The sequence below is a fragment of the Pseudomonas sp. GW823-FHT03E05 genome, from assembly GCF_058796855.1.
In genome coordinates this window covers 597,318-611,488 of record NZ_JBXAJB010000002.1, presented here as the reverse complement: position 1 = coordinate 611,488, position 14,171 = coordinate 597,318, and the positions used below count along the sequence as shown (strand labels likewise).

The following is a 14,171-nucleotide window of genomic DNA, read 5'->3' as shown; positions in this document are numbered from 1 at the left end:
GGCAAGCCGCAAGCCACAGGCGCCAAGCGGGAGTTCCGCTTGCGGCCCATGGCTTGCGGCGTGCCGCTGGAGGTCTGCCATGAGTCTGGAAAACCTTTCCTGCCAGAAAAGCTTCGGCGGCTGGCATAAACGCTACAAGCATCATTCCCGGGTGCTGGGCTGTGACATGGTGTTCGCCGTGTATTTGCCGCCCCAGGCCGAGCAGGGCGGCAAGCTGCCGGTGCTTTACTGGTTGTCCGGTCTGACCTGTACCGACGAGAACTTCATGCACAAGGCCGGGGCTCAACGCATGGCTGCCGAGCTGGGCTTGATCATCGTCGCTCCGGATACCAGCCCGCGTGGCCCCGGCGTGCCCGGTGACCCGGACGGTGCCTGGGATTTCGGTCTGGGTGCCGGGTTCTACCTGAACGCGACGCAGGAGCCCTGGGCCCAGCATTACCGGATGCACGATTATGTGGTGAACGAGCTGCCGGAGCTGGTGGAGGCGCATTTTCCCGCTTCGCACAAGCGTGGGATCAGCGGGCACTCCATGGGCGGTCACGGGGCACTGGTGTGCGCGCTGCGTAATCCGGGGCGCTATCAGTCGGTTTCGGCCTTCGCTCCCATCAGCAACCCGATGGATTGCCCCTGGGGGCAGAAGGCGTTTTCCCGTTACCTGGGGGAGGAACGCTCACGCTGGCGCGAGTGGGATGCCAGCGTGCTGATCGCCGAAGCCACCGAGAAGCTGCCGTTGCTGGTGGATCAGGGGGATCGTGACGACTTCCTCGCCGGCCAGCTCAAGCCTGAGGTCTTGCAGCAAGCGGCAAAGAATGCCGGGCATGAGCTGACGTTGCGGATGCAGCCGGGGTACGACCACAGCTACTTCTTTATCGCCAGTTTCATAGACGACCACTTGCAGCACCATGCACGTGCTCTTAACGCCTAATACCTGCCAAAGCAGGTAGAATCACGCCCTGACTTTTTCGGGGCGTTTTTTTATGCGTATTGGCCACGGCTACGATGTGCACCGTTTCGCTGAGGGCGACTTCATCACGTTGGGGGGGGTGCGTATTGCCCACCATTTCGGGCTGCTCGCGCACTCCGATGGTGATGTGCTGTTACACGCACTCAGTGATGCCCTTCTGGGCGCTGCCGCGCTGGGTGATATCGGCAAGCACTTTCCGGACACCGACCCGCAGTTCAAGGGCGCCGACAGCCGTGTCCTGCTGCGTCATGTTGTCGCGCTGATTCATGCCAAGGGCTGGAAGATCGGCAACGTCGACAACACCATCGTCGCCCAGGCACCGAAAATGGCACCTCACATTGAAACCATGCGGGCGTTGATTGCCGAGGACCTGCAGGTCGAGCTGGACCAGGTGAACGTGAAGGCAACCACCACCGAAAAACTCGGCTTTGTCGGCCGCGAGGAAGGCATCGCCGTGCATTCCGTGGCCTTGTTGCAACGCCCATGAATGAACTGCAACTGTTGGGCCCGCGGGCCTATGGCGATGCCCTGGGCAGCGCCGTACTCAAGGCCACTGCCGAAGACTTCCAGGTTGATGAAGTACTCGATATCCCGCTGAGCGGGGAAGGCGAGCATCTGTGGCTGTGGGTGGAAAAACGCGGCTTGAACACCGAGGAAGCGGCGCGGCGGATCGCCAAGGCGGCGGGGGTGTCGTTGCGCACTGTCAGCTATGCCGGGCTCAAGGATCGCCAGGCGCTGACCCGCCAGTGGTTCAGTGTGCAACTGCCGGGCAAGGCCGACCCGGATCTTGGCGCAGCGGAAAATCACACTCTGAAGATCCTCGAGGCCACCCGCCACAAGCGCAAATTGCAGCGTGGGGCCCATGCCGCCAATGGCTTTACCTTGCGCCTGACAGAGCTCAAGGCGGATCAGGCAGCCATCGACGAGCGCCTGAAGAGGATTGCCGCTCAAGGTATTCCCAACTATTTCGGCGCCCAGCGCTTCGGCCACGACGGTGGCAACCTGGCGGACGCCCGTAGCTGGGCTGCCCGCCAGGCGCTGCCGGAGCAGCGCAATGTGCGTTCGCGCCTGTTGTCCACCGCCCGCAGCTACCTGTTCAACCAGGCGCTGGCAGCGCGAGTGGCGGACGGCACTTGGCAGCAGGCGCAAGTGGGCGACTTGCTGGCATTTACCGACAGCCGCAGCTTTTTCATGGCCGGCCCGGATGAATGCACGGATCCGCGCCTGGCAATTCTTGACTTGCATCCCACAGGCCCGTTGTGGGGCGAAGGCGAGTCTCCGGCGGGTGGTGCGGTTCATGAACTTGAACAGCAGATGGCCGACCGCGAGGCGGCACTGTGCGAATGGCTGATAAAAGCCGGCATGAGCCACGAACGACGCATCCTGCGGCTGCCCATTGGCGGTTTGACGTGGCATTATCCCGAGCCTGATATTCTGCAACTGGAATTCGTCCTCCCGGCCGGATGTTTCGCCACCGCCTTGGTGCGTGAACTCGTCGATCTGGTGCCGGTGGGGCAGACGGACAGCTCATGCGCATTCTGATTTCTAACGATGATGGGGTAACTGCACCCGGTATCGCGGCGTTGCACGCTGCGCTGGCGGATTACGCCGAGTGCGTGGTTATCGCTCCGGATCAAGACAAAAGCGGCGCCAGCAGCTCGCTGACGCTCGACCGTCCGTTGCATCCGCACACCCTTGGCAACGGCTTTATCAGCATCAATGGCACCCCCACCGACTGTGTTCACCTGGGGCTCAACGGCCTGCTGGAGCATGACCCGGACATGGTGGTGTCGGGCATCAACCTGGGGGCCAACCTCGGTGATGACGTGCTGTACTCTGGGACGGTCGCCGCTGCATTGGAAGGGCGCTTCCTGCAACGCCCTGCGATCGCCTTTTCGCTGGTCTCGCGCCAGGTGGAGAACCTTGCGACCGCAGCCTATTTCGCGCGCAAGCTGGTGCAAGCCCAGGGCTTGCTGGATTTACCACCACGGACGGTGTTGAACGTGAATATTCCCAACCTGCCGCTTGATCATATTAGGGGCATCCAGTTGACCCGCCTGGGCCATCGCGCCCGTGCTGCGGCACCGATGAAGGTGGTCGACCCCCGCGGCAAGGCGGGTTACTGGATCGCTGCCGCCGGCGACGCCGAGGATGGCGGGCCCGGTACCGACTTTCATGCAGTGATGCAAGGCTACGTGTCTGTCACGCCGCTGCAGCTGGATCGCACCTTCAATGACGCGTTCAGGAGTCTGGATGGCTGGTTGGAGGGGCTGCGCTGATGGCTCGCGAGCAAGACGATCTGCTGCGGCGGGGAATCGGCATGACTTCCCAGCGTACCCGCGAACGCCTGATCCAGCGCCTGTATGACGAGGGGCTGTCCAACCCTCAGGTACTGGAAGTGATTCGGCGCACACCGCGGCATCTGTTTGTCGATGAGGCCCTGGCCCATCGTGCCTATGAAGACACGGCGCTGCCGATCGGCCACAACCAGACCATCTCCCAGCCTTATATGGTGGCCCGCATGAGTGAGCTGCTGCTGGCGGCTGGGCCGCTGGACAAGGTACTGGAGATCGGTACCGGCTCGGGCTACCAGACGGCGGTGTTGTCGCAGCTGGTGGAGCGGGTGTTTTCGGTGGAGCGGATCAAGGTCCTGCAAGACCGGGCCAAGGAGCGCCTGCAGGAATTGAACCTGCGCAACGTCGTGTTTCGCTGGGGCGACGGCTGGGAAGGCTGGCCGGCGCTGGCGCCCTATAACGGCATCATCGTCACTGCCGTCGCCACCGATATCCCCCAGGCCCTGCTCGATCAACTCGCGCCTGGCGGGCGCCTGGTGATTCCGGTGGGGGCAGGGGAGGTGCAGCAGTTGATGCTGATCATCCGTGAAGAACAGGGCTTTGCCCGGCACGTCCTGGGGGCGGTGCGTTTTGTGCCGTTGCTCAATGGTCCCCTGGCCTGAAGGCATTTATCAGGCTGGGGTGAATTCTGTCTGGCGGGCTGTGTCTTAGTGCCGTATCGATCGTCAATGAGTGATACGACGGTCAGAGGCAGGTTCTTGCGGCTGTCCTTGTGCTGGGCCAGCGGTAAAGCGCCTGTGTCCAGTTATACTTGCGTCACTTCACGCCTGAGTCAGGCAATCTATATCGTCAACCACCACAAAGGGAGCGGCGGGTGAGTCTCACAGTCATTGCGCAGCGTATAGGTACAACAAGCTTTCAGCGACTGATGATTGGCCTTGCCTTGAGTTCCTTGTTGGTCGGTTGCTCCAGCACCAAATCCAGCAGCGTGGGGGTGGTCGAGCGCAGTAACACTGTTGCGCCGCAGCGCCCCACGGTGACCACCGGGCAGTACGCGGTGCGTCGCGGAGACACCTTGTTTTCCATTGCCTTCCGCTATGGCTGGGACTACAAGGCGCTGGCCGCTCGCAACAACATCGTCGAGCCTTACACCATCCATCCCGGGCAGGTCATTCGCTTTGACGGCCGCACTGGCACTACGCCGGCGACGGTTGTTACCAGCACCCAGTCCAGTGCCTCCTCCTCCAGCAAGACCACGGTCATTCGTCGCCCGGCAGGCACTACGACAACGCCTGCAACTGCGACCACCACCAGCCCTGCGAGCAAGCCGGCGCCTGCTCCGGCTACCCCCGCGGGCCCCGCTCCTACGGGTTGGGGATGGCCTTCGAACGGTGTTCTGATTGGAAAATTTTCTTCAAACGGTAGTTTGAATAAAGGCATTGATATCGCCGGAGATTTGGGACAGCCTGTTTTAGCTGCGTCTGATGGGACGGTGGTTTACGCCGGGAGTGGCTTAAGGGGCTACGGCGAATTAGTCATCATCAAACACAACGAAACCTACGTCAGTGCTTACGGCCACAACCGCAAGCTATTGGTTCGGGAGGGACAGCAGGTCAAAGTCGGACAGACAATTGCCGAGATGGGATCAACTGGTACAGACCGGGTGAAACTGCACTTTGAGATTCGCCGACAAGGTAAACCTGTAGATCCGCTGCAATTCCTGCCACGTCGTTGATCCGTTACCAGCCTGTTCCGCTCACGTAGAGGGAACAGGCTCCAGCGTTGCCAGGGATAAAGGCGCCGCTTGAGCCTGAGGTCGAACTCACCAAAGGACTATAACAATGGCTCTCAGTAAAGAAGTGCCGGAGTTTGACATCGACGATGAGGTTCTCCTTATGGAGAGCAGCATCGATATGGATTCGATGTCGAATAATGAGGGGGCAACTCCACCTTCCGTTCGCACCAAATCCAAAAGCTCCGCTTCATTAAAGCAACATAAATACATTGATTACACGCGTGCACTCGATGCGACGCAGCTGTACCTCAATGAAATCGGCTTTTCTCCATTGCTCTCCCCCGAAGAGGAAGTGCACTTTGCGCGGTTGTCGCAAAGTGGTGATCCGGCCGGGCGCAAGCGCATGATTGAAAGCAACTTGCGGCTGGTGGTGAAAATCGCCCGGCGCTATGTCAATCGTGGCCTGTCGCTGCTGGACCTGATCGAAGAGGGCAACCTCGGGCTGATCCGAGCGGTGGAGAAGTTCGATCCGGAACGCGGCTTCCGCTTCTCGACTTATGCTACCTGGTGGATTCGTCAGACCATCGAGCGGGCCATCATGAATCAGACCCGGACCATCCGGTTGCCGATCCATGTGGTCAAAGAACTCAACGTCTACTTGCGCGCCGCCCGTGAGTTGACGCAAAAACTCGATCATGAACCCTCCCCCGAAGAAATCGCCAACCTGCTGGAGAAGCCGGTGGCCGAAGTCAAGCGCATGCTCGGCCTGAACGAGCGGGTTTCTTCGGTCGATGTCTCCCTGGGCCCGGATTCGGACAAGACCCTGCTGGATACCCTGACCGACGACCGTCCGACAGATCCTTGTGAGCTGTTGCAGGACGACGATCTGTCACAAAGTATCGATCAGTGGCTTTCCGAATTGACCGAGAAGCAGCGCGAAGTGGTGGTTCGACGCTTCGGTCTGCGTGGACACGAGAGCAGCACCCTTGAAGATGTGGGCCTGGAGATCGGTCTGACCCGTGAGCGGGTTCGGCAGATCCAGGTTGAAGGGCTCAAGCGCCTTCGGGAAATTCTCGAGAAGAATGGATTGTCCAGTGAGTCGCTGTTTCAGTAGCCACTGGATCGATTCACAAGAGCCCCGATCGACTCGGGGCTTTTTATTGCACGCAGCTTGTGGTTTTGAATGGGCTATTGCCAGAGAAGTTGGCTTAACTCTTAACCGTCATGTAAGCCAAAGATTACTTTTTCGTACGCATTCGGTTCTCGGCTACTTCTGCGTTGTCTAGTTTTGCGTAGGCTGTTTTTTATATTGTTGATTTATATAATATTTTTTATGAGTGGCTATGAGTTTCGACAAAGTTTCACACGAATAGTGCGATTGCTCTTGCCGGGGAACTCTCTAATATCAGCCCTGTGTCGACGGATAGACACAGCCATCAAGGACGATGGTCAGGACATCGCAGGAAGCGATTCATCAGGACGATGAAAAGGAACACAGGGACTAGGGAAAAATGTGGGCGGGTCATACCGCCCCTTTTTTTCGTCTGTCGAAAAGTCCCGCCAGCATTTCCTTGCCCCAGAAACGCAAAAAGGCCCGCAAGGGGCCTTTTGGGAACGCGGGGGGAATCAGCGTTCGAGATCCTTGATCTTGCCTTTGACGCCATCCCACTCTTCGGCATCCGGCAACGGATCTTTCTTTTCAGTGATATTCGGCCAGATCTCTGCCAGCTCGACGTTCAACTGAATGAATTCTTGCATCTCTTCCGGGACTTCATCCTCGGAGAAAATCGCTACAGCGGGGCATTCAGGCTCACACAGTGCGCAATCAATGCACTCATCCGGGTGAATCACCAGGAAGTTCGGGCCTTCGTAAAAGCAGTCCACCGGACAGACTTCTACGCAGTCGGTGTACTTGCACTTGATGCAGTTGTCGGTGACGACGAAGGTCATTTCTAATTCTCTCCTCAGGCGGCGGCAGCGGAGCCCCTACATGACGGGGTCGCCAGGTTTGGGAGCGATAGTCTGCGCAACCAGGCTAATAGTCCGCAGCATCCCAAACCGCGCGAGATTCTAACAGCTTGAAGGCGTTCGCGTTAGATGCGTGTCTTCAATGTATAGAGCATTTCCAGCGCTCGGCGTGGCGTCATGTCATCCAGATCCAGCTTGGCCAGGTCGTCGAGCACCGGGTGCGGCAGGCTGGCGAACATGTCGCTTTGTTGCGGAACCGAGGGTTTGCCCGGTGCTTGAGGCGCCACTTCATGGGGCAAGCTGGTGGTTTCCAGGCGGCTCAAGTGCTCCCGGGCGCGGGTGATGACTGCGCTGGGAACCCCGGCCAGCTGGGCTACCGCCAGCCCATAGCTCTGGCTGGCTGGGCCTGGAAGTACATGGTGCAGGAACACAATGCGCTCATTGTGCTCGGTGGCATTGAGGTGCACGTTGGCCACCAGCGGCTCGCTTTCCGGCAGTACCGTCAGTTCGAAATAGTGGGTGGCGAACAGGGTATAGGCGCGCAGGTGGGCGAGACGTTCTGCCGCAGCCCAGGCCAGGGAAAGTCCGTCAAAGGTGCTGGTACCGCGTCCCACTTCGTCCATCAGCACCAGGCTGCGTTCCGTTGCGTTGTGCAGGATGTTCGCGGTTTCGCTCATTTCCACCATGAAGGTCGAACGGCCGCCGGCCAGGTCGTCGCTGGAGCCGATACGGGTGAAGATCCGGTCCACCAGGGACAGCTCGCAGCTCGCCGCCGGGACGAAGCTGCCGATATGGGCCAGCAGCACGATCAGGGCCGTCTGGCGCATATAGGTGGATTTACCGCCCATGTTCGGACCGGTGATCACCAGCATCCGCGTGTTGTCGTCCAGGCTCAGGTCGTTGGCCACGAACGGCGTGGTCAACACTTGCTCCACCACCGGGTGACGACCCTGGGTGATGCGCATGCAAGGTTCGCTGACAAAACGTGGGCAGTTGAGGTCCAGGTTCAAGGCGCGCTCGGCCAGGTTGCTCAGCACGTCCAGCTCAGCCAGGGCACCAGCGGTATCCTGCAACGGCGGCAAATGGCTGATCAGGGTTTCCAGCAGCGCGTCGTAGAGCATCTTCTCCCGGGCCAGGGCACGGCTCTTGGCCGATAGCGCCTTGTCTTCGAACTCCTTGAGTTCCGGAGTGATGAAGCGCTCGGCGCCTTTCAATGTCTGGCGGCGAATGTAGTCCGCCGGGGCCTGTTCGGCCTGCTTGCTTGGCAGCTCGATGAAATAGCCATGGATACGGTTGTAGCCGACCTTGAGGTTGGCCAGGCCGGTACGGGCTTTCTCGCGGGCTTCCAGGTCAATCAGGAACTGTCCGGCGTTCTCGCTCAGCGACTGCAGCTCGTCGAGCTCGGCGTCGTAGCCGGTCTTGAGTACACCGCCGTCACGGATCACCGCCGGCGGGTTGTCGATGATGGCCTTGGCCAGCAGAGCGGCCAGCTCCGGGTAGGTGCTGGTGGTGGCAGCCAGCTGATTGAGGTGAGTGGCCTCCAGTTCGGTCATGGCTTCTTGCAGCTCCGGCAGTGCAGCCAGGGCATCACGTAGACGGGCCAAGTCCCGCGGACGGGCATTGCGCAGGCCGATCCTCGCCAGAATCCGCTCGATATCGCCGATTTCCTTCAACTGCGGTTGCAACCGTTCGAAACGGTAGCCGTCCAGCAGGCAAGTAATGGAGGACTGGCGCGCTTCCAGGACCTTGAGGTCGCGCAGCGGGCGGTTCAGCCAGCGGGTCAGCAAACGGCTGCCCATGGCGGTCTGGCAGCGATCGACCACCGATTGCAGGGTGTTGTCGCGCCCGCCCGCCAGGTTGGTGTCCAGTTCCAGGTTGCGACGGCTGGCACCGTCCAGCACCACGGTGTCATCCAGGCGCTCATGACGCAGGCTGCGCAGGTGGGGCAGGGCGGTACGCTGGGTTTCCTTGGCATAGCTGAGCAGGCAACCGGCGGCGCCGATGGCCAGGGTCAGGGTTTCGCAGCCAAAGCCCTTGAGGTCCTGGGTAGAGAACTGCTGGCAGAGGCTCTTGTGCGCCGAGTCCCGCTCGAAATCCCAGGGGGCACGGCGTCGCACACCGCGGCGTTTTTCTGCCGGCAAGCCTTGTGGCCAGTCGTCGGGGATCAGCAGCTCCACTGGGTTGATCCGCTCCAGCTCGGCCAGCAGATTCTCCCAGCCCCTGATCTCCAGGACGCTGAAGTTGCCGCTGGTGATGTCCAGCACCGCCAGGCCGAACAGACGCTCGTCGCCCAGCACGGCGGCGATCAGGTTGTCGCGGCGCTCATCCAGCAGAGCCTCGTCACTCACGGTGCCTGGCGTGATGATACGCACCACCTGGCGTTCCACCGGGCCCTTGCTGGTCGCCGGGTCCCCCACCTGTTCGCAGATCACCACCGACTCGCCGAGCTTTACCAGCTTGGCCAGGTAGCCCTCGGCGGCGTGGTAAGGAATACCGCACATGGGAATCGCCTGGCCGGCCGACTGCCCGCGCGCCGTCAGGGTGATGTCCAGCAGCTTGGCGGCCTTCTTCGCGTCTTCATAGAAGATCTCGTAGAAGTCGCCCATGCGGTAGAACATCAACTGATCAGGGTGCTGGTTCTTGAGGCGCCAGTACTGCTGCATCATCGGCGTGTGGGAGGACAGATCGGAGGTATTTTTACTCATCGGTATTCAGGCGGATTCGTTGAATGGGTGAAGCAAAGGAGCGCTGGGCTCGGCTTTTTGCAGATGGCGGCAAGGTTACCATGGGTGCCCCGGCCTCGCAGGCACCAAGGCGCTACTGTGTTTGTCCGGTAAATGCAGCACAAATATGCAAAACAGCATTTGTCATTGACTAAAAGTTCGAGCAATATGCGTTCTATGCAAATACGCAATGTTTCTACCGTCTTAAGAGAGCTGCTGGATCGCGACGGAATCTCCCCCACGGAGCTTCACCGTCGCACCGGTGTGCCTCAATCCACCCTCTCGCGGATTCTCAGCGGGAAGATCGTCGATCCTTCGGATAAGCACATCTCGCGGATCGCCGAATACTTCCAGGTGAGCACCGACCAGTTGCGTGGGCGCGTGGATATCGCGCCTGCCCGGGCTGCTGCGCCCCGTGACGAGATTCATTCGGAACTCAAGGACATAAGCCTGTGGGACGACGATACCCCTGTCGATGACGACGAGGTGTCGGTTCCTTTTCTGCGTGAGGTTGAATTGGCTGCTGGATCAGGAAGATTCGTCATCGAGGAAAGCGAGCGCGCCAGCCTGCGCTTCGGCAAGCGCAGCCTGCGGCACAACGGCGTGCAGTTCGACCAGGCCAAGTGCGTCACGGTGCGTGGCAACAGCATGTTGCCGGTGCTGCGGGACGGCGCCACGGTGGGCGTCAATGCCGGCAAATGCGCAATTGGCGACATCGTTGATGGCGACCTCTACGCGATCAACCACAACGGCCAATTGCGGGTGAAGCAGCTGTATCGCCTACCTACAGGGATCCGCCTGCGCAGCTTCAACCGCGATGAACACCCGGATGAGGACTACAGCTTCCAGGAGATCCAGGAAGAGCAGATCAGCATCCTCGGTCACGTCTTCTGGTGGGGCATGTACGCTCGCTAAGCCAGCCCTCTTGAACAAAGCCCGCCCTTGAGCGGGCTTTTTTTTTGCCCGCGAAAAATCCCCAGCCCTTTGTTCATGCGCCTTCCATGCATTCCAGCAAATCCTGTGCATAAATAAATGCATTTACGCATTGACTGCATATGCATGAATGCATAATATGAGCCTCAAGCCGCGCAACAGCGGCTGCAAAGACGCTCTTTAGTGGCAAAGCAAAGGCAGCGATGAATCGGCCTCGACGGTTCAGAGGGTTGGCAACTGGCCCGGGTGTGCAGCGTAAAGCACCAGAAGCAGTTATCCGGCGGACAGGGTCGCGGTCGGAGGAACAATTTGAATGGGTCCGTACCGCACCAGTAGTGCCGAAAGACCAAGGTTTGCATTACTGAAAAGCCCGGGCGACCGGGCTTTTTGGAATGCCTGCCTAACGTGGGCCACCAACAGACAGGGACCCTTTGAAACATCGTTATCAGCCTTCTATCAACCGGCCATTTCGCTGGCCTCAATCCGCACGGGAGACGTGAATGACAAACGAGCAACAAGCGTTGCTGGACATGCCGATCTGGCTGGTCATCGTCCTGGCGCTGGTCGGTGGCGTTTCCGGCGAAATGTGGCGCGCCGACAAGGAGGGCGCCCGTGGCTGGTCGCTGCTGCGGCGCCTGGCGCTGCGCTCCGGGGCCTGCGTGGTCTGTGGGGTCTCGGCGATCATGCTGCTGTATGCCGCCGGCGTGTCGATCTGGACCGCCTGCGCCTTCGGTTGCCTGACCGCCATGGCCGGCGCCGACGTCGCCATCGGCCTTTATGAGCGCTGGGCGGCCAAGCGCATCGGGGTATGCGAACCGCCTTCGCGGGATTCCCATTCTGACCAGCCTTGACTCACCGGGCGGCTACCGCCCTCAACACGGTCGTGCGCCCCGGGCTTTCGCCGCCGGGGCCGCTTCGGCCTGATTCTGGAAGCAGACAATGAGCGTACTGACGCAGCTACCCGAGGCCATCACGTCCACGATCAAGACGGCCATGCCGCATCTGCACAAGGTCGAGGCATTTCCCGAGACCGTTGATGGCTCCGCCGAGACAGCGATCTACTTTGCAATCACCGGCATGGACCCGGGAGCTGATCCGGGCGACGGCCGTAGTTGCCTGCGGGCGACCTTCGAGGCCCGGGTGCGGGTTGACCCGAGCCTTGCGCAAGCCTCCTTGCAGGCGGTTGTTCTGGCAGCGCAGCTCATGGACCTGCTGCGTTGCCAGTACTGGAATCTTGATTCTGTCGATAGTGCGAAGGCGGTGTGGGCCAAACCAGCCGGCACGGCCGTGGATTCGGCGCCGAAAACCGAGTGGACCGTGCAATGGCAGCAGTCCATCTACCTGGGCCAGGAACAATGGCCCTGGCCCGATCAACCCCCGGGAACACTGGTATTGGGTTTCAGTCCCGACACCGGCCCCGGTCACGAGGGGCACTATCAGGCGCCGGAGCAGATGTCGTGAATTACGTCACCGCAACTCACGACCGAATGCTTTCTGGCCTGATCCTGCCTTGCGCTGTGGTCGGCGTGGACCTTGCCGCGGGCAGACTGCGGGTATCCGATGGCGCGGGCTGGACCAGCGCCTGGGTTCGCTGGCACAGCCAGGCCGCCGGCAAGGCCCGGCACTGGCGGGCGCCGAGCCTGGGGGAGCAGGGCGTACTGATCAGCCCCAGTGGCGAGCCGGCGCAGGGCACCTTCGTTCCCGGCCTGTATGGCGATGCCGGTGCCCAGCCGGATAACCGCGAGCACGTCGAGGTCTGGCGCTTCGATGATGGCGGCTCGCTGGTCTACGACTGGCAGGCCAAGAGCTACAGCATCTCCCTGCCCAGCGGCACGGTGACGATTCAGGTCGGCACCAGTTCGGTCGTGGTGACGGACAGCAGCATTACCGGCAACGCCGACAGCATCACCCTGACGGGGGCAATCACCTTGAATGGCGAGGTGCAAATCAACGGTGCGAGCTTGAAGCACAACGGGGTGAATGTCGGCTCGACCCACATCCATCCGGGCGTGATGCCCGGCCCCGGAGCAACCGCTCCACCGCAGTGACGCCTTGGCGATCAACGCCGGCCACCCAACCTACAACGCCGATAAACCCGATCAATCCGCCGAATGCGGATTTTTTGTACCCGGAGAAAAGCATGGCAATCCCGAAAAAAAAGCCCGGCCGCACGGCCACCAGTGGCACTGCGGTCTTTCGCGACACCCTCTACACCTCGCGCCTTCTGATCCTGGCGGACGGCCGCGCAATGTCGGTGGCCCAGGGCGAGGTATCGGTACCGGTCAGCGACACCCTCGCCCGAGGCTACCTGGAGCAGCACCCGGACTTTCAGTTGCAGGAGTAACACCATGATCGGAATGGATCGCCGTACCGGCTTGCCGCTGTCCGGCATCGAGCATTTGCGGCAGTCCATCGAGGACATCCTGACCACGCCCTTGGGCAGCCGGCGGATGCTTCCTGAATACGGCAGCAACCTGCGCCGTTATGTCGACTTGCCGGTGACCGGTGGCTGGAAAAGCGCGGTTCAGGCCGAAGTCGCCCGGGCGCTGTTGCGCTGGGAGCCCCGCTTGAAGCTGGAGCGGGTAAAGGTTGTAGCGGTGGTGGAGGGCCAGGTCAGTTTCCAACTGACGGGCCGCTACCTGGGTAATGACGCGGTTTTGGAGGTGACGGCATGAGCATGCTGGATTTATCGGCACTGCCGGCGCCGCAGGTGCTGGAAACCCTGGATTTTGAAGCGCTGTATCAGGGCAAGCTGGCGACCTTTCGCCGCTATATGGGCGACAACTGGACGGCCAATCTGGAAAGCGATCCGGTCACCAAGCAACTGGAGCTGTCCGCCTACGGCGATATGCTGTTGCGGGCCCGGGTCAACGATGCGGCCAAGGCGCTGCTGCTGGCCCATGCCCAAGGCACGGACCTGGATCAGCTGGCGGCCAACGTCAACCTGCAGCGCCTGGTGATCCAGGCTGGTGACCCGCAAGCGGTGCCGCCTGTAGCGCAGGTCAAGGAAGCCGACGACGCACTGCGCGAGCGTGTCCAACTGGCCTACGAAGGCCTGACCACTGCCGGGCCGCGCAACAGCTACATCCTGCATGCCCGCAATGCCTCGGCCCGGGTGGCGGACGCCGAGGCCGAAAGCCCGTCACCGGCCTGCGTCACGGTTACAGTGTTGAGCCTGGAAGGTGACGGCGCAGCAGCGCCGGAACTGCTGGCGACGGTCGCCGCGGCCCTCAATGATGAGGACGTGCGACCGCTAGGCGATCGGGTCACGGTGAACAGCGCCCAGATACTGCCGTATCGCATCGACGCGGTGCTGCACATGAAAGGGCCGGGCCCGGAAAGCGACGCCGCCCTGGCAGAGGCCGAGCGCAAGCTGGCCGCCTGGGTCAACCCACGCCGGCGCCTGGGCATCGAAGTGGCGCGTTCAGCCGTCGATGCCCAGCTGCATGTGGCCGGCGTGGCCCGGGTTGAACTGCGGGGTTGGCAGGACATAGTTCCGAGCAAGGCCCAGGCCGCGTATTGCAACGGCTACAGCGTCACCTTGGGGAGCTGAT

General features: G+C 61.1%; 16 protein-coding genes. 14 read left to right on the top strand and 2 right to left on the bottom strand.

Features of this window, described 5'->3' with window-relative positions:
- Positions 1-79: 79 nt before the first annotated feature.
- The 7 genes from fghA to rpoS all read left to right on the top strand — a co-directional run bounded on the left by fghA (position 80) and on the right by rpoS (position 6,107).
- Complete coding sequence (gene fghA / locus AC1RCO_RS10585; protein WP_041116226.1) at positions 80-925, top strand: S-formylglutathione hydrolase; 846 nt, start codon at positions 80-82, stop codon at positions 923-925.
- 52 nt (positions 926-977) lie between these two features.
- Complete coding sequence (ispF, locus tag AC1RCO_RS10580; RefSeq protein ID WP_011059549.1) at positions 978-1,451, top strand: 2-C-methyl-D-erythritol 2,4-cyclodiphosphate synthase; 474 nt, start codon at positions 978-980, stop codon at positions 1,449-1,451.
- Complete coding sequence (truD, locus tag AC1RCO_RS10575) at positions 1,448-2,506, top strand: tRNA pseudouridine(13) synthase TruD (protein WP_053149271.1); 1,059 nt, start codon at positions 1,448-1,450, stop codon at positions 2,504-2,506. The genes ispF and truD overlap by 4 nt, the downstream gene beginning before the upstream one ends.
- A complete protein-coding gene (gene surE, locus AC1RCO_RS10570) occupies positions 2,494-3,243 on the top strand; it encodes a 5'/3'-nucleotidase SurE (RefSeq protein ID WP_011059551.1) in 750 nt (249 codons plus the stop codon). The genes truD and surE overlap by 13 nt, the downstream gene beginning before the upstream one ends.
- Before the next feature lie 41 nt (positions 3,244-3,284).
- Positions 3,285-3,920 carry a protein-L-isoaspartate(D-aspartate) O-methyltransferase gene (locus AC1RCO_RS10565; protein WP_169892832.1) on the top strand — a complete coding sequence of 212 codons (636 nt, stop codon included), beginning with the start codon at positions 3,285-3,287 and terminating at the stop codon, positions 3,918-3,920.
- A gap of 212 nt (positions 3,921-4,132) precedes the next feature.
- Positions 4,133-4,993: a peptidoglycan DD-metalloendopeptidase family protein gene (locus AC1RCO_RS10560; protein WP_492617687.1), complete on the top strand. Its 861-nt coding sequence runs from the start codon at positions 4,133-4,135 to the stop codon at positions 4,991-4,993.
- Between the two features lie 106 nt (positions 4,994-5,099).
- Complete coding sequence (gene rpoS, locus AC1RCO_RS10555; protein ID WP_011059554.1) at positions 5,100-6,107, top strand: RNA polymerase sigma factor RpoS; 1,008 nt, start codon at positions 5,100-5,102, stop codon at positions 6,105-6,107.
- Between the two features lie 512 nt (positions 6,108-6,619).
- Here the strand turns inward: rpoS and fdxA are convergent.
- Together fdxA and mutS are read right to left on the bottom strand one after the other, a co-directional pair.
- The gene (gene fdxA / locus AC1RCO_RS10550; RefSeq protein ID WP_011059555.1) at positions 6,620-6,943 is read right to left on the bottom strand and encodes a ferredoxin FdxA; all 324 of its coding nucleotides are present in this window, start codon (positions 6,941-6,943) and stop codon (positions 6,620-6,622) included.
- Between the two features lie 143 nt (positions 6,944-7,086).
- Entirely contained in the window at positions 7,087-9,666 is a 2,580-nt protein-coding gene (gene mutS / locus AC1RCO_RS10545) for a DNA mismatch repair protein MutS (RefSeq protein WP_125062636.1), read from the bottom strand.
- 186 nt (positions 9,667-9,852) lie between these two features.
- Here mutS and AC1RCO_RS10540 point away from each other — a divergent pair, with 186 nt between their 5' ends.
- The 7 genes from AC1RCO_RS10540 (at position 9,853) to AC1RCO_RS10510 (ending at position 14,170) form a co-directional block, all read left to right on the top strand.
- A complete protein-coding gene (locus tag AC1RCO_RS10540) occupies positions 9,853-10,599 on the top strand; it encodes a LexA family transcriptional regulator (protein WP_019093195.1) in 747 nt (248 codons plus the stop codon).
- Positions 10,600-11,117: 518 nt separating this feature from the next.
- A complete protein-coding gene (locus tag AC1RCO_RS10535) occupies positions 11,118-11,468 on the top strand; it encodes a phage holin family protein (RefSeq protein WP_011059558.1) in 351 nt (116 codons plus the stop codon).
- Positions 11,469-11,556: 88 nt separating this feature from the next.
- Positions 11,557-12,078, top strand: coding sequence for a hypothetical protein (locus AC1RCO_RS10530; protein WP_041751978.1), 522 nt, complete (start codon positions 11,557-11,559; stop codon positions 12,076-12,078).
- Positions 12,075-12,665: a phage baseplate assembly protein V gene (locus AC1RCO_RS10525; RefSeq protein ID WP_072443139.1), complete on the top strand. Its 591-nt coding sequence runs from the start codon at positions 12,075-12,077 to the stop codon at positions 12,663-12,665. Before AC1RCO_RS10530 ends, AC1RCO_RS10525 begins: the two co-directional genes overlap by 4 nt.
- A gap of 92 nt (positions 12,666-12,757) precedes the next feature.
- Entirely contained in the window at positions 12,758-12,961 is a 204-nt protein-coding gene (locus tag AC1RCO_RS10520) for a hypothetical protein (protein ID WP_072443141.1), read from the top strand.
- A 4-nt stretch (positions 12,962-12,965) separates the two neighbouring features.
- Positions 12,966-13,292 carry a GPW/gp25 family protein gene (locus AC1RCO_RS10515; protein ID WP_015634349.1) on the top strand — a complete coding sequence of 109 codons (327 nt, stop codon included), beginning with the start codon at positions 12,966-12,968 and terminating at the stop codon, positions 13,290-13,292.
- Positions 13,289-14,170 carry a baseplate assembly protein gene (locus AC1RCO_RS10510; protein WP_404673835.1) on the top strand — a complete coding sequence of 294 codons (882 nt, stop codon included), beginning with the start codon at positions 13,289-13,291 and terminating at the stop codon, positions 14,168-14,170. The genes AC1RCO_RS10515 and AC1RCO_RS10510 overlap by 4 nt, the downstream gene beginning before the upstream one ends.
- Position 14,171: the final 1 nt, after the last annotated feature.